An 18,153-nucleotide genomic window follows, 5' to 3' on the forward strand; every position below is an offset into this window, starting at 1 on the left:
TTTTATAATATAAGCCTCACATATAGAACATTGATAGAGAAGAAGGGTGAAGCAGTTGAATTAAGTTCGTTCGGAAGATTAGTGGGGAAACTTCTTTCGGTGTCTACGAGTATGACGATTTCATATTCTCTCCCAGTTGCGGTATTAGCATGTTTATTTTTATTATTAGTTGGTGTTTGTGTATTTTTGGCAAATAAAGCTTCGAAATTGCACCCAATTCAAACACGCATATATAAATAATTAAAAAAGCGATCGCATATTGCGACCGCTTTCTTTTGCCATTAAGAGAAGTAGTATAATGGATGCAAAAGAAGTTTCATCACAAATTTTAATAAAGTAGAGAAAGGTGAGGAAAGTTGATGCGCTTATTAGTAGTGGAAGATCATGCTCCTTTATTAGAGTCAATTGTACAAATTTTACGTGATGAGTTTGAAGTAGATACAGCGATGAATGGGGAAGATGGATTGTTTTTGGCACTCCAAAATATTTATGATGCAATTTTGCTTGATGTAATGATGCCAGGGATGGATGGATTTGAAGTCATTCAAAAAATACGTGATGAAAAGATTGAGACGCCAGTCCTATTTTTGACAGCGAAAGATTCTTTAGAAGATCGAGTAAAAGGATTAGATTTTGGCGGAGACGATTATATAGTTAAACCATTTCAAGCACCAGAACTTAAAGCGAGAATTCGCGCTTTACTACGAAGAAGTGGTAGTTTAACAACAAGGCAGACAATTCGTTATAAAGGAATTGAATTATTTGGGAAAGAAAAAGATGTACAGGTAGATGGAGAACTAATTAAACTAACTTTAAAACAATATGAATTGTTAGAATATCTCATTCAAAATAGCGGAAAAATTTTAATGCGTGAACAAATTTTTGATCGTGTTTGGGGATTTGATTCCGATACAACGGTAGCGATTGTTGAAGTATATGTACATCACTTACGTAAAAAATTAGAAAAATTTGGTTATCAGAAAGATATTCAAACCGTTCGCGGTATTGGATATATATTACAAGAACAATGAAAAAGGGAAGTTTATTTCAAAAGACACGTATTCGTCTTACTATATTAAATTCGTTAGTGTTTATTATATTAATTGGGATATTGGGAAGTTTAGTTTATTCATATACATATAATCAAATTTACAATGGAGTAGATGGATCGATAAGAGAATTTATTATGAAGCTAACAAGAGAAAAGCGCCAGGGTCCCGCTCAATTTGAATTAAATAGAGATTTACGTATAGGAGATTCAAGGGTTTCATTATTGGTATGGAATGAAAATAATCAGTTGCAAGGGATAGAACCAAAATCTCGAGATCGTAGCTTTTTTGAAGAAAATCAAACTAGGTTATTTCCAAAAAAAGTTGGAGATTTTTATGATATAGAAATAAAAGGAAGAAGTTATAGAACTGGAGCAGTTCACGGAACTACACGGTTTGGAGAGAACGTTACATTTCAAATATTACGTGAAACAACAACTGAAAAAGAAGTACTTCGCACATTATTACTAATTCTTATAATAGGTTGCAGTATAGGAAGTCTATGTGCAATAGGTATCGGCTTTTTCTTAGCTGGTAGCGCGCTTGTACCTATTCGTGATTCGTGGGAGAAACAGCAGCAGTTCGTTTCTGATGCATCACATGAATTAAGGACACCACTTGCAGTTATTCAATCAAAAACAGATGTATTATTTCAATCACCGTCCGCGACGATAGAAGAAAAAGCGATGGATATTTCTACAATTTCAAAGGAATGTAGAAGGTTATCTAAGCTTGTTGCTAATTTATTATTGTTAGCACGTTCTGATTCTAATCAAATCGAGATGGATAAGAAAAAATTTGAAATGGGTAAGCTGTTGGAAGAAGTAGTAGAGCCATATAAAGAAATTGCTTCCTATCAAGAAAAAGCGATGACGTTAAAAGTAGAACATGGGATATCGTTTATTGGTGATAGAGAGAGAATTCATCAAATGATGGTTATTTTATTGGACAACGCGATGAAATATACGAATGAAGGTGGATATATTCAAATTGAATGTACACATACTAGTAGCTTGATTCGTATACAGGTGAAAGATGACGGAATTGGAGTTAAGGAAGAAGATATTCCGAAATTATTTGACCGTTTTTATCAAGGAGATAAGGCAAGAAGTACATCAGAAGGAGCTGGGTTAGGGCTTTCAATTGCTAGTTGGATTGTAGAAAAACATCTTGGGAGAATATCAGTAGAGAGCGCGTTAGGAGAAGGTACTTGTTTTGAAGTGGTTTTTCCAAAAAATCAAAGAGTATGAAGACGATCTTGTTTGTCAAGATCGTCTTTTTTTAAGGGAAAGTTAAGGAACGCTTTATAAAATGTATACCATAAGAACAGTTTGGCAAAGGGAAGAGAATAATCAATTTGGTTTGCTATCACGAACAATGCGCCAATTCCATTCGGGATTAGTTGGTTTAATCGCAATGGTACTGTTCACAGCAGCAGGCCTATGTATATCATTTGAAATTTTATGGGAAACATGGAAGAGAAAGCGTGAAAAAATGTGGCGTTATAAGAAACGAGAAGGAGGCGGAAGAGGTTGAAAAAGAAAATGATGACGGTATGCGCTATTGGAGCAATGAGTTTAAGTATATTAGGAGGTGCCTCTCCTTCTGAAACGTCAAAAGAGAAAACGAACTATTCACAGCGCAGTAAAGAACAATTAAATAATGGGGAAATACATGCAATGCATACAGAAGAGAAAGCAGAAAAACTAGGAATTGAAACGGATGGAAAAGAGCAACTTATGTTAGAAAAAGAAATTCATGAAACTGAAGTAGGAAGAGAAGCGAAGCAGTTAGGAATTTCAATCGAGGGAAAAGATGTTGGAATTCTTTCAGAAGAAATTTATGAAGCAAAGGTGAAACAAGAAGCGTTAAAACTAGGAATATCAATAGATAATACATCCATTGTGAATTTAATAAATCAAATTAATACGATCAAGATTAATAATGAGGCAGGTGAATTTGGTGTTTCAACAGAAGGAAAAGAAATAGAAGAAATTGCAGAAGAAATCTATGGAACGAAAGTAAGAGAAGAAGCAGATAAGTTAGGGATTTCTCAAAAAGGAAAAGAGATAGAAGATTTAGCACAAGAAGTGTATGAACAAAAAGTGCAGGAAGAAGCAAAAAAATATCATATTGATCTATACGGTAAAGATATTTATCAAGTATTAAGGGAAATCAATGAGCAAAAAGTAATAGAAATAGCAGATGAGCTTGGTATGGATAGAACGAATTTGAATGTTCAAGATTTAGCGGAGAAGATAAAAAAAGAACAGCCTGAAAAGGGAAAAGAGCTTAATTTTATTCCTACTGTTCAAACAGATGCGGATGCATTTTATTCGTATTTAACGAATTAAAGAGGACGTGAGAATAAAAGAATGACACGAAAGTGGAAGTTGTATATATGTATGATTGCATTAGGTGCGGCAATATGGAGCGTATACACAAATGAGTTTACAAAGTATGTAGAGAAAGTGAAAAGCTTAACATTACCAACTGTACAAAGCCAAAAACGAATAGTATCCAGTAATAATGATAATGAAAAAGTCAGCTTACCAAATGTACCTTTTATTCAGCAATTGCCAGAGCTAGATCGAGGCTGTGAAGTGACAAGTTTAGCGATGATGTTACAGTACGCAGGTGTTTCCATTGATAAAATGACATTAGCAAATGAAATAAAGAAAGTTGCTTTTTCAGATGATAGTGTAAGAGGAAATCCGAATGAAGGATTCGTAGGGAATATATATACGTTTTCTGAATCGGGATACGGTGTATATCACGGGCCACTCTTCCAATTAGCAAAACAATATTTGCCGAATCAAGCTATTGATTTAACAGGGGAAAATATAGATGAAATTTATAAGAATGTGAAAAAAGGAAGTCCTGTAGTAATGATTACAAATGCAACGTATGCTCCGTTAGATGAAGATGAATTTACAGTGTGGGAAACAAGTGCAGGAGAAGTTTCTATTACTTATAATGAACATTGTGTTCTCCTTGTTGGGTATGATAAGGAATCCGTATATATTCAGGATCCACTTAGCGATGCACCAAATGTAAGTGTGCCGCGAGAGGATTTTGAAAAGGCGTGGGTACAAATGGGGAGTCAAGCGCTTAGTTATGTGAAAAATCCTAAGTGAATTAGGAAGGAATTAGGATTTGTAAAAGAGAAGCTCTATTACCTCATACTTATTGCAAAGGAGAAGGGATATGGAGTTAGGATTAAAGGGAGATGAAATTAAATTAGTCAGTTATACGGACGAATGGAAAAAAGAATTTTGTCAAGTGAAAAATGATATACAAGCAAGTACGAATATAGAAGCTAATCGTATAGAACATATTGGTAGTATAGCTATTGAAGGAATGTTAGCTAAGCCGGTTATAGATGTAGTAGTGGCTGTAGACGATTTAAGTTCAGTGGACAAGTTCATTATAGAGGGGCTTAACACAATAGGATTTTTGAGACTGAAAGTAAAACGGCCAGATGAAATTGTCTTTGCTAAATTCACAGATTCTTCTTTTCAAAAGCTTGCACACTATGTTCATTTAGTTGAGTATGAAAAAGAACTTTGGAGTAATTTAATTTTTTTTAGAGATTATATGAATTCGAATGAAGAAGCGAAAGTAGAGTATGTAAACTTAAAATTAAATTATATAAAGAAATGTTCGACTGGGATAAAAGAGTATATAGATCATAAAGAAAGCTTTGTGAGAAGTGTTTTTAAGAAGGGGAAGTAATGACAATATTAGATTTTCAAAACGAAAAATAAGGGGAATTCAGTATACTTGTTATATTGAATTTCTCTTATTTTATTTTTTATTATGGAATAAATTAGTTTAGCTAATTAAAACTTAGAAGAGACGGTAGAAAAACTACAAGAAATGACGAGTAAATTTAAAGTATAATAACATCAAATAAGTAAGGTTAGACTTATAATATCAGCTTACTTATTTTTTATTTACGAAAGATGGCGTAGAAGAACTAGGGGAGTCAATGAAGGGATGAAAAAGAGGAAAAAATTATTGAATTTATGGAAAACGATTACATTATTAGTATGTACAGTTGTAATCTTTTCTTTACTCGTAACAGATATTTTAATTAGCCATAACGTTGAACGAACGACAGAAGAAAGCCAAGCAGAAAAGGCAAAAACAATTGCACGTATTGTAGCAAGTTCTTCAGTTGTCATTGAAGGTTTGACAGGAAGGACGGATATATCCGAAATTCAAACGTATACAAACAAGTTATTAAAGAATACGGATGTTCAATTTATTGTAGTTATGGATATGGATGGAATACGAAAATCTCATCCAAACCCTCAAAAAATAGGTCATCATTTTGTTGGAGGGGATGAAGGAACTGTATTGAAGGGCAAGGAACACGTCTCGTTAGCAGAAGGAACTTTAGGGATTTCTATGCGAGTATTCGTACCTATTTTTGCTGACACAGGTGAGCAACTTGGTGCGGTCGCTGTTGGCATTTCAGCTGATAATGTGAAAGAGAGAGTGAAAGAAAGTAGACATATTATTTATATCGGTGTTGGTGTTGGAATATTAGTTGGAATTATAGGAGCGATATTGCTAGCTAGACATATAAAGAAAATTTTATTTGGTCTTGAGCCGCATAGGATAGCGAAAATTTTAGAAGAAAGAAATACGATGCTACAATCTGTAAAAGAAGGTATTATTGCTGTAGATAAAGAGGCGAGAGTAACTTTAATTAATAATGAAGCAAAACGGCTATTTAAGAAAAGTGGACTTAAAGAAGAGTTTATCGGTAAAGATGTTGAATTGTATACGCCGAATTCACGTATAAAAGAAGTGTTGCAAACAGGCGAGGTACAATTAAACGAAGAACAAAATATTTATGGAATTACGATTGTTACAAATCGTGTTCCTTTATATGTAAAAGGAGAAATAGTTGGCGTGATTGCAACATTTCGTGATAAAACAGAGATTAGAAAATTGGCAGAGGAACTAACCGGTATCAAGCTATATGCGGAAGCATTACGGGCACAATCCCATGAATTTATGAATAAAATGCATGTTGTATTAGGACTTACACATATGAAACAGTATGAAGAACTTCAAAAATATGTAAGTAGTATGGTATCAGAGCATCAATATGAAATTGGTGGGGTTATGAAAAAAATTAAAAGCCCAGTATTTGCTGGTTTTTTACTAGGTAAACTTAGCTATGCTAGAGAGAAAAATATAAAGTTAATTATAGATGAAGGTTCTTACTTACCAGAAATATATGATGAAAGTATCATTCATGAACTTATCACGATTGTTGGAAATTTAATCGATAATGCATTAGACGCAGTGATGAATTGTGAGAAGCAGCAGGTTGAAGTTGGAATACAATATGGGGATACATTAATTATTACAGTACAAGATACAGGGAATGGGATACCAGAAGATACGCTCGATAAATTATTTATAAAAGGTTACTCTACAAAGGGCGATAATCGCGGTTATGGCTTGCACCTTGTAAAAGAAAGTCTACAGCGAATAAATGGAGAAATTCATTTTCAATCATTGTTAGGAACAGGAACAACAATAACAATTGAAATACCTAAAAGTAGGGATGAGAGACAACGATGATTAAAGTTTTAATTGTAGAAGATGATCCAATGGTAGCAATGTTAAATACGCATTATTTAGAGCAAGTGGGAGGGTTTGAACTTGTTCATGTAGCTAATTCCGTAAAAGAAGCGATAAAAATATTAGAAACATCACTTGTGGATTTCATATTACTTGATATTTTTATGCCTGAGGAGACCGGATTTGAGCTATTAATGTATATTCGGAATCAAGAAAAAGAAATTGATATTATGATGATTTCGGCTGTACATGATATGGGAAGTATCAAAAAAGCGTTACAATATGGAGTTGTAGATTATTTAATTAAACCATTTACATTTGAACGATTTAAAGAGGCATTAACTGTATATCGAGAAAAACTTACTTTTATGAAAGAGCAACAAAAAATTAGTCAATCGGAATTAGATTCGCTCATTTTACAAAAAGAAAAAAGAGAGTCCCTTGTCACTAAAGAGCTCCCAAAAGGATTAACAAAGCAAACTTTACAACTAATTTGGCAACAAATCGAATCGCTTCATGGACAAGCATTTACAACGGAGGAAATGGCGCAATTAGTAGGGATTTCAAGAGTTTCTATTCGGAAGTATGTAATGTTTTTGACTGAAATTGGAGTGCTAGAAAATGAAATGGTGTATCAACATGTAGGAAGACCAGTGAGTAAATTAAGATGTATTGATCAAAATAAAATAGATTTGTATGTATAAGCGGCTTAATGTAAGCCGCTTATACTTTTTTTAATTACAAAATCAGTTACAAAACTTACAAAAACTATTTTTACTATTGGAAGCGTTTTAATATTGTTATAAGAATATAAGGAGGTGCCACATGGGAATTCGAAATAACATGGAAGCGGTATCATTATCAGAAGGAACAGAATTAAAAAGAGAATCTTTCGCTTCTAAAATTATGAATATTAAAATTGGTGTTATACCTTTACCATTATATCTTGTGTTAGCAGCTGTTATTTATGGAGCATCTGTATATAATAAGTTGCCGGCAGATATGATTGGTGGATTTGCAGTCATTATGATTATGGGGATTTTCTTAGGTGATATTGGAATGAGGATTCCAATTTTAAAAAATATCGGAGGACCAGCAATTCTTTCATTGTTTATTCCATCGCTGCTTGTATTTTTTAATTGGATGAATCCAGCTTCAATGGAAGCTGCAACTATGTTAATGAAAAAGTCGAACTTTTTATATTTATATATTTCTTGTTTAGTAGTAGGAAGTATTTTAGGAATGAATCGTAAAGTTTTAGTGCAAGGATTCGTTAGAATGTTTATTCCTTTAGTTGTAGGGACATTAGCTTCTATCGCAGTTGGTCTACTAGTTGGTTCATTATTTGGATTTGAAATGAAGAAGACATTCTTCTTTATTATTGTACCAATCGTGAGTGGTGGTATTGGAGAAGGGATTTTACCATTGTCATTAGCTTACAGTGATATTTTAAATGAATCATCAGCAACATTCGTGTCACAACTTATTCCTGCGGCTATTATCGGAAATATGTTCGCAATCGTGAGTGCAGGGTATATGAAGCGTTTAGGTGAGAAGAAACCTGAGCTTAGTGGGAATGGTGTATTAGTAAAAACAGATAATCAAGCAGAGCTATTAAAAGAGCAAAATGCAGAAAAGCCGATTGATTTCTCATTAATGGGAGCAGGTTTGTTGATTGCATGTACGTTCTTCATCTTCGGAGGATTTGCTTCTAAATTCATCGGTATTCCAGGGGCAATCATTATGATTTTCTCAGCAGCACTTGTGAAGTACTTTAAATTAATGCCAGCAAAAATGGAACAAGGGGCATTTCACTTATATAAATTTATTTCAAAGAATTTAACTTGGCCGCTAATGGTCGGTTTAGGATTGCTATATATTCCGTTAAAAGATGTAGCAGCAGTTCTTTCTGTAGGATATGTTGTTGTGTGTGCATCGGTTGTTCTTACAATGGTAGCGTCAGGTTTTCTTATAGGGAAAGTTATGAAAATGTATCCAGTTGAATCAGCGATTGTAACAGGATGTCATAGTGGTTTAGGTGGAACTGGAGATGTTGCCATTTTATCAGCTTCAAATCGTATGGAATTAATGCCATTTGCACAAATTTCAACGCGTTTAGGTGGCGCTGCAATGGTTGTAACAGCGACAATTTTATTAAAGATGTTTTCATAAATTATGGTCAAACAAGCTAGCTATATAAATATAGCTAGCTTGTCAAATTAAGGGGAGATTATAAATATGCTAGAAAATCAAATTAATGAGAGATCGTTATTATTGCATAAAGAGTTAGTAGGGAAGATTGAAATTACAAGTAAGGTAGAAGTGAATACAGCAGATGATTTAAGTTTGACTTATACACCAGGGGTAGCAGAGTCTTGTAAAGCAATTGCAGCAGATGAAGAAACAGTTTATGACTATACAGCACGCGGTAATATGGTAGCAGTCGTTTCAGATGGAACAGCGGTACTAGGTTTGGGAAATATTGGACCGAAAGCAGCTATGCCTGTCATGGAAGGAAAAAGTATTTTATTTAAGAAATTTGCGAATGTAGATGCTTTCCCATTATGTTTAGGCACGACTGATGTAGATGAAATCGTTACCCTTGTGAAAAATTTAGAGCCTACATTTGCAGGAATTAATTTAGAAGATATTGCAGCACCACGTTGCTTTGAAATTGAAAAACGCTTAAAAGAAGAAACGAATATTCCTGTATTTCATGATGATCAGCATGGAACAGCTATCGTTGTGTTAGCAGCTGTAATTAATGCATTAAAAGTTGTAAGTAAACAAATGGATGACGTGAAAATTGTTATTAACGGTGCGGGTTCTGCAGGGATTGCAATTGGAAAATTATTATTAAAAGCTGGAGCGAACCATATTACATTAGTAAGTTTAGAAGGTATTGTTTGTGAAGGTGAACAATGGATGAACGAAGCACAAGTAGAAGTTGCAAAGAGAACAAATCGAGAACATGTACGTGGAACGTTAAAAGAAGCGATTCATCAGGCTGATATTTTCATTGGTGTATCTGCTCCTAACGTATTAACGAAAGAACTTGTACAGACGATGAATGAAAAACCAATTGTGTTTGCAATGGCGAATCCAATTCCAGAAATATTCCCAGAGGATGCACTAGAAGCTGGGGCAGCTGTAGTAGGAACTGGTCGTTCTGATTATCCGAATCAAGTAAATAATGTATTAGCATTCCCTGGTATATTCCGTGGTGCATTAGATGTACGCGCAACAGACATTACAGAAAAAATGAAATTAGCCGCAGCATATGGGATCGCTAACATTATTACGGATGAAGAACGCAGTGCAGATTATGTAATTCCAAATCCATTAGATAAAAGAGTTGTCCCAAGTGTTGCAGAAGCAGTAGCGAAGGCAGCTATTGAATCGGGAGTAGCGCAAATTACGAAAATGCCGAGTTATTTAAAATAATAGTAAAAAGCAGTGCCTTTTTTGAACTGACCCCATAAAGTTAGACATGTTATTTCATTAAGCGGCTGTTAGGGCGTGAGTTCGGTATTGTACCGGACTCACGCCCTTTAATTTCGCCTTAATTCGTTTGTGATTATAATAATCGATATATTTTTCAAGTTCTTGTTTAAAGTGTTCTATACTCTCAAAATCTTTGAGATAAAGAAATTCAGATTTCATAATACCAAAAAAACTTTCAATAACCGCATTATCGTAACAGTTCCCTTTGCGAGACATACTTTGAGTAATTTTATGTTCTTGTAGGGCATGACGATACTTCTTCATTTGATAATGCCAACCTTGATCCGAGTGAATCAAGAGTTCATCTTCTTTTGTTAATCGTTGAAAGGACTTCTCTAACATTTTCGAAACAAGTGAATAGGTTGGTTTTGAACCGATTGTATAAGTAATAATCTCCCCGTTAAATAAATCTAACATCGGTGATAGATAGAGCTTCTCGCCGAATAATTTAAATTCTGTTATGTCTGTAACCCACTTTTCGTTAGGCTTTTCAGCTATAAAGTTACGTTCTAAAATATTTGGCGCAATCTTACCTACTTTCCCTTTATAAGAGCGATATTTTTTCATACGAACTAGGCTTTTCAAACCTAATTCTTTCATGATTCGCTGAACTTTTTTATGGTTGACTTTGTGTCCTTGATTCGTCAATTCATCACGAATACGACGGTATCCATAGCGACCTTCGTGCTCGTCATAAATCGTTTGAATTAGGTTTTTTAATTCTCTATCTTTATCTGGGCGATTAAAGTTTTTTACCCAGTAATAGTACGTGCTGCGTGGAATCTCTGCTAATTTCAGAAGTGCTTTCACCGAAAAATCGTTCCTCAGTTCATAGACTACTTGTGATTTGTCTTGTTTGGTGATTTTTCCTTGTTTTGAACTAAGGCATTCAACTTTTTTAAATAAGCATTCTCCATACGTAAACGCTCTAACTCAGCTTGTAACTCCTCGACTGATCCTTCAGCTGGTGTTTGATTTTGGATTGATTTTGGATTTTTTTTGGTCATGGATAGACGCCCCTTCTTCTTTGATGCAAGGGCGTCTATTCCTTGTGTACGTAATTGAGTGCGCCATTTTCTAATAAGTGCAGGTGAAGAAATATTAAAAATAACGGCTGTTTCATTTGGAGACGTCCCATTCTCATTCATATAATTAAGTACGTCTAGTTTATACTCCATGGAATAGGATGTATAGCCTTTTTTAAATGCATGTATTCCGTGAGATTCAAATTGCTTTACCCACATTCGAACGACTTCATAATTCGCACCAAATGATTTCGCAATATCCCATATACTTTCATTTCCATTTTGATAACGTATTACAGCATTTATTTTCTGTTCTGAATTAAATTTAGTCATAAAAAACTGCACCTCCAATTGTTAGACGGTGTCTAACAATTGGGGTGCAGTTCATTTTAGAAAGGCACTGCTTTTTTAGGAGATAAGAAATCAAAATAATGAAGAAGTATAGCGATTATTTATTCTCCTTCATTATTTATTTAATTCCATTGCAACTTGTTTACCATTAATTAAAACCTCAGTCACTGCTACAATAACTTCCATCACTTTTTTCATCTCTCCTTGTTTCATTTCTTATTTTAAGTGTAAGAGAGAAGAGGATATGTAACTATCGAAGTATGTGACGTAGAAATTACATTGTTGTAAGAAAGTATTTAAGCTTTGTCATCTTACGTGACGCTAATGACAAATTGCTCATAATATTTCTCATTCACATATATATTTAATAGCCATAATCCAGGTGAGGGTAGTGACATTACAAGAGGGAGTTCTTTTATAGTAGGATCAATTGTATTTGAAGTCGTCCAAGTTTGCTTGGAAGTTTCTTTTTGAAAGAGTACTGGTGTTGGAAGCGTAGTTCCTTGCTTTAACGCAATAATAGACAGTTTACCAGTTGGCATTTGAGGATCTAAAAAGAACCACATTATCTCATTTTGTTCATTAGTAATGAAGGGACTATCTGCGATAGCAATTTTTCCTTCAATCCCTTTTAGTGGAGTTTTCCCTTCTACAAAGGAAGGTCCTTCTTCCCAATTTACATCTTTTAGAACGCTAAGATGAAAGAAGGAAGGTGCATTTATTTGAGAGGATGAAGTTTCTATTATTTCTTTTTTAGGTACACTTGATTCTTGTTGCACCTGTGTACAGCCCGTGATGAGAAAGGAGAAAAGTAGCATAGTTCCGATTTTTTTCATGTTGCCACACTCCTATTTTTTTAGTGTTAGTGTAATTGTATTTGCTAGTAGGCGGGACAATTCCTTTAAATTATAAAAAGAGGTCGTAAGTTTAGTACGACCTCTTTTGACATTTTTTACACTTGTTCAGTTGTAAAGGTTGGTTCTCTCTCTTTTTGGGGCATCGTTAAGAAAATGACAGAGAGGACGATACATACGCCTCCTAATAATTGATATGCTCCAAAAGATTCATTAAGCCAAGTAATCGAAACGATGGCAGCCACAAGTGGTTCAATGCTAGATAAAATACTTGTTTCTGTTGCTGCTAAATATTTAAGACTACCGATATAAAGAAGGAAAGAAAGAGTGCCACTTATAACGATAAGAATAAGCATAGAAAAAGTTTGGAGTGTGAAGGTTTGTGAAAGCTGATTCCATTCAAATGAACGATTACAAATAAGGAGTACAATTCCTCCAATTAACATACCCCATCCAATTACTATAGTTGTTCCACATTCTTTAATAAGAGGAGCTGGATGAAGGGTATAAAAGGCAAAGCCAATTGCTGTTAATAGGCCAAAAATAATGGTTTCTTTAGATAAAACAATATTTTCAATTGAGCCATTTGTAATAATAAAGTATGTTCCTGTTAAAGCAGTTATAATCGCGAGTATTTGCATAGAAGCAGGGAATTGTTTATGTTGGAATGCAACATAAATTGTAATAAGAACAGGACCTAAAAATTGAAATAGTGTTGCCGTGACGGCATTACTAATGTGAACAGTTTCGATAAAAGCGTACTGCGCACCAAGCATGCCAAGAATAGAGAAAATTACAAGCTGTATAAAATGTTTAGGGCGTTTCCAAATATGAAATATATTTTGTCTTCTTATAAGTAAGAAAGATAAAATAAATATTCCTGCAAGTAATAGACGAATCGTTAAAAAATTGATCGATGATACTTCCGTATGTTGAAATAGCCACTGAATCATGGGCCCGGATAATCCCCATAAAGTAGCTCCTGTAATAATCATAATAAGTCCAATGCGTCTACTATTGTTCATTATCATGCATCTCCTCTCTAGTATTTGATTTTTGATGTGTGACATGATAAAAGGAATTATATATAACTTCTGGTACTGTAAAAAGTATCAGTTTTTATTTTTTTTAAGGGGTCAGATATTATGTTAGAATTAACACCTAATTTAGATATAAATAGTAAAACATCATTGTATGTACAGTTGTATGAGTATATAAAAACAGAGATAAAAGCTGGAGAAATTCCAGCTTTTACAAAGCTTCCTGCAAAAAGAAAATTGGCTACATATTTGGGGGTAAGTAAAAATACAGTAGAGGCCGCTTACGAACAGCTTCTTGCAGAAGGGTATATTGAGTCTATTTCTAGAAAAGGTTATTTCGTATGTGAATTTGAACAAATGATTCATGTGGAAGGTATAGAAGAAGTGATAAAGGAAGTTCCATTTCAGGAGAGACATTATAAGTTTGATTTTACACAAACAGGTGTGGCAGTCGATGCTTTTCCGTTCAATATATATCGAAAAATTACAAATGAAGTATGGCAATTAGAGAATAAAGAATTACTTTTTCTTGGACATCCACAAGGTGAAGTGAGTTTGCGTGAAGAAATAGCGAGCTATTTATATGAGTCTAGAGGTGTAAGATGTTCAGCTAGTCAAATTGTAATAGGAGCTGGCACGCAAATATTAGTGAAGTTGTTATTTCAATTGTTAAAAGGAAGTAGTTATGCAGTTGAAAATCCAGGCTATCACCGGAAGATGGTTGTTTTTGAGAAAGGTGAACAAAATGTTCAAATGTTATCCTTAGATAAAGATGGAATTTGTATTTCAGAGTTAGAGAATAGTCCCGCTAATATTGTGTTTGTTACACCTTCTCATCAGTTTCCATGCGGAATGATTATGCCGATTACGAGAAGGATGCAGCTTTTACAATGGGCGAAGAAAGAAGATGGAAGATATATTATTGAAGATGATTATGATAGTGAATTCCGTTATTCAGGAAAGCCGATTCCGGCATTGCAAGGATTAGATACAGACGGAAAAGTAATTTATATGGGGACGCTATCTAAAGCGTTATTACCATCATTACGGATGAGCTATATGGTTTTACCAAAGCGGTTAATTCAATTGTATCAAGAACAATATTTATTTTATACACAAAGTGTTTCGAGAATAGATCAAGAGGTTATTGGGAGATTTTTACATGGAGGGCATTGGGAAAAGCATATTCATAAAATGCGTGTAGTATATCGGAAGAAGAGAGATATACTTGTTTCAGTGCTACATAAATATTTTTCTAATAAGGTGGAAGTGATAGGTGAAGATTCAGGTTTACATATTTTATTAAAGGTTTACAACGGAATGAATGAAGAAGAACTAATTAGAAGCGCTGCTATATATAGCGTTAAAGTATATCCGGTTTCTGTGTATTACAAAGAAGGAAACGCTCCTACGAATACAGTGTTACTTGGGTTTGCGATTTTATCTGAAGAAACTATTGAAGAGGCGAGTCAATTATTATATAGAGCTTGGTTTATAGGGGAATAAAAAAACCCTCAATGATATGAGGATTTTTTTATTATTTTTCTTCATGTAAGAATAAAACCATGTGCTCTTCATCCCAATATTGGCCGTTATATTTTAATGAACGTTCTTGCACACCGAATGTTTTAAATCCTAATGATTCATATAGTTTTTTTGCACCATCATTTCCGACAACAACATCTAGCATAATTTGTTCTACTTCTAATGTTTTTGCAAGCTCAATACATTCTTTAATAAGAGCTTTTCCTGCCCCAAGTCCACGTGCTTTCGGAGAAACATAAACAGAACCAATTTTTGCTTTATGTTCTTGTTTTACATATGGTTTCGTTTCCAGGGTTGCAACCCCGATCAACTTTCCGTCTTTGAATGCACCTAGTGTATAGTTTTCATCTTGTGCTAACTTTTGCGCTTTATATTCAATCGGACACTCTTTATTAATAATATCTTCATAAGAAGAGCTGAAAGCCTCAGGATTTTGTTTTAATCCTTCTACGCGAAGTTCTAAGTAAATTTCCGCTTCGTCTTTTGTTAATACATGGATATCCAATTATATCATCCTCCAAATCTTTAACGAATGTAATTATATTTTATATTGAAATAAGAATAATTTCAAAAGCCCAGCTTATATTAGCTGGTTTTATGAGTTTAAATGAACAAATATTAGTTGTTTAAATAATAGCACCAGTAGTGTTTACCACTACTGGTGATTTCACGCATATATTATTCAAGTGGTAATTCGATTATAAATTCTGTCCCAATTCCTAATTCACTTTTTACTCGAATCGACCCATTATGAAGTTCTACAATTTCTTTTGCGACAGCGAGCCCGATGCCCTTTCCGCCCGTAGCTCGTGTTCTGGATTTATCAACACGATAGAAACGATCGAAAATATGGGAGAGATCCTCTTTTGGAATTCCTTCACCTTCATCTTGTACACTTATCGTAAAAGTATTCGCGTTCGCAAGCACACGTACTGTTATTGAAGTATTTTCATGTGAATGTTGGTAAGCATTATGCAATAAATTTAACAGGACTTGTTCCATGCGCCGTTCATCCATACAAACTTCTAAATTATCTTTGCAGTACAAATAAATGTCCATTTGTTTTTTCGTTAAGGTTGTTTTTGTTTTATCAATCATTCGTTCTAAAAATGGTTGAAGTAGCATTTTTTGTTTTTTAATAACAAATTGATGTTGTTCTAATTGTACAAGCATAAATAAATCTTGGACAAGATCAGTTATACTATCAGTTTCATCTTCGATAATTTGTAAATATTCTTCGCGCTCTTCCTTCGTTAAAGAATCTCTCTTTGCAACTTTTGCGTAACCTTTCATATAAGTCAGTGGAGTCAGCAATTCATGCGCTACACTAGCGATAAATTCATTTCGCTCCTTTTTCATATAAGTAAGCTCACTGGATAATTCTTCAATCGTTGTTGCCAAACTACCAAGTTCATCATTACGCTTAATGCCCAATTTAATTGGTTTGTTTAATTTTGACATTTTTTCTGTTGCTCTTTTCATTTTTATAAGAGGATCCGTAATAACACGTGAAAAAACAAATACAGAAATAGTCGTTAAAATAAGCGTTAAAATACTAACGATAATAAATTGATTCATGAGACGGAGTAACATGTCTTCCAAGAAGGAAGTTTTTAAAAACATATGTAAATACCCATCAAAGTCTTTTGTGTGAATTGGACTGACAGTAGAAATGAATTTGGATTTCTTCCAATTTTTTTCTACTATTAAGCCATCTTTTGGAACGGGTGGTATTTTACAATGGATTTGTTCTCGCATTTCCGTTGTTACAGTTTCAGAGGTAGAAGTAATTTTACCATTACGATCTGTTATAACGATAACTGTATCTGAGTTAGAATGTGATTCCATTGATATAAAATATTCAGCCGCATGAGCTCCGTAGCGTTCCGCGCGTTCTGCGCGTTCTGGACGTTGTGTACCTTGAGCACGTTCGCTCCATTGGGCACGTCTTTCGATCATATTACGATAACGATTTCCTTTTTCTAAAAGAGCCGCAGTTTCTTCTTCAATACGCATTTTTGAAAGACTCTTGTAAAAAGATACGAAAGCTATCGTTTCAATACATAAAGCTAATATTAAAAAGTATGTCCCAACTTTAAGTGAAAGTTTGTTCATTTTCTCACCATACCTTATTTCATATAAAGGGTCAGTGGTTATGTTACTGGCCACTGACCGAAGTAATTATTCACTTTTCCACTTGTATCCAACTTTATAAACAGTTTCTAAATATTCTTCAACCGGAAATCCTTGTTTTCTCAGCTTATCTCGAATGTTGCGAATATGTGAATCAACAGTGCGGTATTCAATATCTGTTTGGTATCCCCATATTTTTTCAATCAAATCATCGCGGCTATAGGCGCGGTTTGTATTTTGTAAAAATAGTCCGAGTAAAGAAAATTCAATAGGAGTAAGTGAAATCTTTTCATCGTAAACAGTAACAGTATGTTTTGTTTTATCCCATTCAATTCCATTGAAGTTCACAGATCCCTCTTTTTTGGTTCGGCGTAATAAAGCTTCAATTCTTGCGACTAATACATGCTCATCAAACGGTTTTGTAATGTAATCATCAGCTCCTATTGTGAGCCCTTTTACCATATCATAATTTTGATTACGTGCTGTTAGCATAATGATTGGAACGTTAGAAATTTGACGGATTTGATAACATGTATCCCACCCATCCATATTAGGCATCATGACATCTAACAAAATAATATCAAAGTCTTTTTGTTGAATTAGTTCTAGAGCTTCCAGGCCAGAGGTAGCTTTCATACAGAAATAGCCACGTGGACTTAAGAATAAATCTAGTAATCGTAACATACGTTCTTCATCGTCTACTAATAAAATCTTTATCATAGTCTTGTGCACCTCAAACGTTTATTCTACTTGTATAGTTTACATGAAAACGATAAAAAACTCTGTTTACGTGATTGAAATGTAGTGTATTTTTGTTACCGAGGCAATTGACATAAAAAATGCACTACTTTTGCACAACTCTTTTTTATAATAAAGGCGTAGCGACACAAAATACCCTATGTTGCGACATAACGTCATGTCATTTTATTTATAAAATGACAATTCCATTCTATTGTGTATGTGAGATAGTGAGGATTTTCATATTCACCTCGCATCGGATAAGGAAAAATTCCTATCTCACACTTTTTTTATTATAAAGGGGACTACA

The 18,153-nt window shown here is 34.1% G+C and carries 17 protein-coding genes; 11 read left to right on the forward strand and 6 right to left on the reverse strand.

The annotated features are described in order from the left end of the window. Positions 1-359 precede the first annotated feature (359 nt). From DJ93_RS15750 to DJ93_RS15795, 10 genes are all read left to right on the forward strand, one after another. Positions 360-1,031: a response regulator transcription factor gene (locus DJ93_RS15750; protein ID WP_042981809.1), complete on the forward strand. Its 672-nt coding sequence runs from the start codon at positions 360-362 to the stop codon at positions 1,029-1,031. Further along, positions 1,028-2,299 carry a sensor histidine kinase gene (locus DJ93_RS15755; RefSeq protein ID WP_042981810.1) on the forward strand — a complete coding sequence of 424 codons (1,272 nt, stop codon included), beginning with the start codon at positions 1,028-1,030 and terminating at the stop codon, positions 2,297-2,299. The genes DJ93_RS15750 and DJ93_RS15755 overlap by 4 nt, the downstream gene beginning before the upstream one ends. A 61-nt stretch (positions 2,300-2,360) precedes the next feature. Continuing rightward, positions 2,361-2,585 carry a hypothetical protein gene (locus tag DJ93_RS15760; RefSeq protein WP_042981811.1) on the forward strand — a complete coding sequence of 75 codons (225 nt, stop codon included), beginning with the start codon at positions 2,361-2,363 and terminating at the stop codon, positions 2,583-2,585. After that, positions 2,582-3,403 (forward strand): hypothetical protein, encoded by an 822-nt coding sequence (locus DJ93_RS15765; protein ID WP_042981813.1) that lies wholly within the window; start codon positions 2,582-2,584, stop codon positions 3,401-3,403. The genes DJ93_RS15760 and DJ93_RS15765 overlap by 4 nt, the downstream gene beginning before the upstream one ends. Before the next feature lie 21 nt (positions 3,404-3,424). Then, entirely contained in the window at positions 3,425-4,186 is a 762-nt protein-coding gene (locus tag DJ93_RS15770) for a C39 family peptidase (RefSeq protein WP_042981815.1), read from the forward strand. Between the two features lie 70 nt (positions 4,187-4,256). Beyond that, positions 4,257-4,784 carry a GrpB family protein gene (locus DJ93_RS15775; RefSeq protein WP_042981816.1) on the forward strand — a complete coding sequence of 176 codons (528 nt, stop codon included), beginning with the start codon at positions 4,257-4,259 and terminating at the stop codon, positions 4,782-4,784. Between the two features lie 264 nt (positions 4,785-5,048). After that, entirely contained in the window at positions 5,049-6,653 is a 1,605-nt protein-coding gene (locus DJ93_RS15780) for a sensor histidine kinase (protein ID WP_042981818.1), read from the forward strand. Then, positions 6,650-7,357, forward strand: a complete 708-nt coding sequence (locus DJ93_RS15785) for a response regulator (protein ID WP_042981819.1) — start codon at positions 6,650-6,652, stop codon at positions 7,355-7,357. Before DJ93_RS15780 ends, DJ93_RS15785 begins: the two co-directional genes overlap by 4 nt. A 139-nt stretch (positions 7,358-7,496) precedes the next feature. Beyond that, the gene (locus DJ93_RS15790) at positions 7,497-8,825 is read left to right on the forward strand and encodes a 2-hydroxycarboxylate transporter family protein (protein ID WP_374937185.1); all 1,329 of its coding nucleotides are present in this window, start codon (positions 7,497-7,499) and stop codon (positions 8,823-8,825) included. Between the two features lie 66 nt (positions 8,826-8,891). Continuing rightward, positions 8,892-10,097, forward strand: a complete 1,206-nt coding sequence (locus DJ93_RS15795) for an NAD(P)-dependent malic enzyme (RefSeq protein ID WP_042981821.1) — start codon at positions 8,892-8,894, stop codon at positions 10,095-10,097. Positions 10,098-10,154: 57 nt separating this feature from the next. On the opposite strand, the gene DJ93_RS30685 is transcribed toward DJ93_RS15795, so the two are convergent. From DJ93_RS30685 to DJ93_RS15815, 3 genes are all read right to left on the reverse strand, one after another. Continuing rightward, positions 10,155-11,515 (reverse strand): IS3 family transposase gene (locus DJ93_RS30685; RefSeq protein ID WP_117288019.1). Its coding sequence is split into 2 segments (ribosomal slippage): positions 10,155-11,059 and positions 11,059-11,515, totalling 1,362 coding nucleotides; the frame shifts between segments, so codons are not numbered across the junction. A 329-nt stretch (positions 11,516-11,844) separates the two neighbouring features. Then, on the reverse strand, positions 11,845-12,369 hold the full coding sequence (locus tag DJ93_RS15810) for a DUF4871 domain-containing protein (protein WP_042981825.1): 525 nt from the start codon (positions 12,367-12,369) through the stop codon (positions 11,845-11,847). A 116-nt stretch (positions 12,370-12,485) separates the two neighbouring features. Beyond that, positions 12,486-13,412, reverse strand: a complete 927-nt coding sequence (locus tag DJ93_RS15815) for a DMT family transporter (RefSeq protein WP_042981826.1) — start codon at positions 13,410-13,412, stop codon at positions 12,486-12,488. 120 nt (positions 13,413-13,532) lie between these two features. Here DJ93_RS15815 and pdxR point away from each other — a divergent pair, with 120 nt between their 5' ends. After that, on the forward strand, positions 13,533-14,933 hold the full coding sequence (gene pdxR, locus DJ93_RS15820; RefSeq protein WP_042981827.1) for a MocR-like pyridoxine biosynthesis transcription factor PdxR: 1,401 nt from the start codon (positions 13,533-13,535) through the stop codon (positions 14,931-14,933). Between the two features lie 31 nt (positions 14,934-14,964). Here pdxR and DJ93_RS15825 read toward each other — a convergent pair whose 3' ends face one another. The 3 genes from DJ93_RS15825 to DJ93_RS15835 form a co-directional block, all read right to left on the reverse strand. Continuing rightward, positions 14,965-15,477: a GNAT family N-acetyltransferase gene (locus DJ93_RS15825; protein ID WP_042981828.1), complete on the reverse strand. Its 513-nt coding sequence runs from the start codon at positions 15,475-15,477 to the stop codon at positions 14,965-14,967. A 173-nt stretch (positions 15,478-15,650) separates the two neighbouring features. Then, complete coding sequence (locus DJ93_RS15830; protein ID WP_042981829.1) at positions 15,651-17,087, reverse strand: sensor histidine kinase; 1,437 nt, start codon at positions 17,085-17,087, stop codon at positions 15,651-15,653. A 66-nt stretch (positions 17,088-17,153) separates the two neighbouring features. Beyond that, positions 17,154-17,825: a response regulator transcription factor gene (locus DJ93_RS15835; protein WP_042981831.1), complete on the reverse strand. Its 672-nt coding sequence runs from the start codon at positions 17,823-17,825 to the stop codon at positions 17,154-17,156. Positions 17,826-18,153: the final 328 nt, after the last annotated feature.

It is taken from the genome of Bacillus clarus, from assembly GCF_000746925.1.
In the GTDB taxonomy this organism is placed as follows: domain Bacteria; phylum Bacillota; class Bacilli; order Bacillales; family Bacillaceae_G; genus Bacillus_A; species Bacillus_A clarus.

What these genes read in the sequence shown, in the direction of transcription:
- DJ93_RS15750 (WP_042981809.1), top strand. Translation starts at nt 360, where the DNA reads ATGCGCTTATTAGTAGTGGAAGATCATGCTCCTTTATTAGAGTCAATT.
- DJ93_RS15755 (WP_042981810.1), top strand. Translation starts at nt 1,028, where the DNA reads ATGAAAAAGGGAAGTTTATTTCAAAAGACACGTATTCGTCTTACTATA.
- DJ93_RS15760 (WP_042981811.1), top strand. Translation starts at nt 2,361, where the DNA reads ATGTATACCATAAGAACAGTTTGGCAAAGGGAAGAGAATAATCAATTT.
- DJ93_RS15770 (WP_042981815.1), top strand. Translation starts at nt 3,425, where the DNA reads ATGACACGAAAGTGGAAGTTGTATATATGTATGATTGCATTAGGTGCG.
- DJ93_RS15775 (WP_042981816.1), top strand. Translation starts at nt 4,257, where the DNA reads ATGGAGTTAGGATTAAAGGGAGATGAAATTAAATTAGTCAGTTATACG.
- DJ93_RS15780 (WP_042981818.1), top strand. Translation starts at nt 5,049, where the DNA reads ATGAAAAAGAGGAAAAAATTATTGAATTTATGGAAAACGATTACATTA.
- DJ93_RS15785 (WP_042981819.1), top strand. Translation starts at nt 6,650, where the DNA reads ATGATTAAAGTTTTAATTGTAGAAGATGATCCAATGGTAGCAATGTTA.
- DJ93_RS15790 (WP_374937185.1), top strand. Translation starts at nt 7,497, where the DNA reads ATGGAAGCGGTATCATTATCAGAAGGAACAGAATTAAAAAGAGAATCT.
- DJ93_RS15795 (WP_042981821.1), top strand. Translation starts at nt 8,892, where the DNA reads ATGCTAGAAAATCAAATTAATGAGAGATCGTTATTATTGCATAAAGAG.
- DJ93_RS15810 (WP_042981825.1), bottom strand. Translation starts at nt 12,369, where the DNA reads ATGAAAAAAATCGGAACTATGCTACTTTTCTCCTTTCTCATCACGGGC.
- DJ93_RS15815 (WP_042981826.1), bottom strand. Translation starts at nt 13,412, where the DNA reads ATGAACAATAGTAGACGCATTGGACTTATTATGATTATTACAGGAGCT.
- pdxR (WP_042981827.1), top strand. Translation starts at nt 13,533, where the DNA reads ATGTTAGAATTAACACCTAATTTAGATATAAATAGTAAAACATCATTG.
- DJ93_RS15830 (WP_042981829.1), bottom strand. Translation starts at nt 17,087, where the DNA reads ATGAACAAACTTTCACTTAAAGTTGGGACATACTTTTTAATATTAGCT.
- DJ93_RS15835 (WP_042981831.1), bottom strand. Translation starts at nt 17,825, where the DNA reads ATGATAAAGATTTTATTAGTAGACGATGAAGAACGTATGTTACGATTA.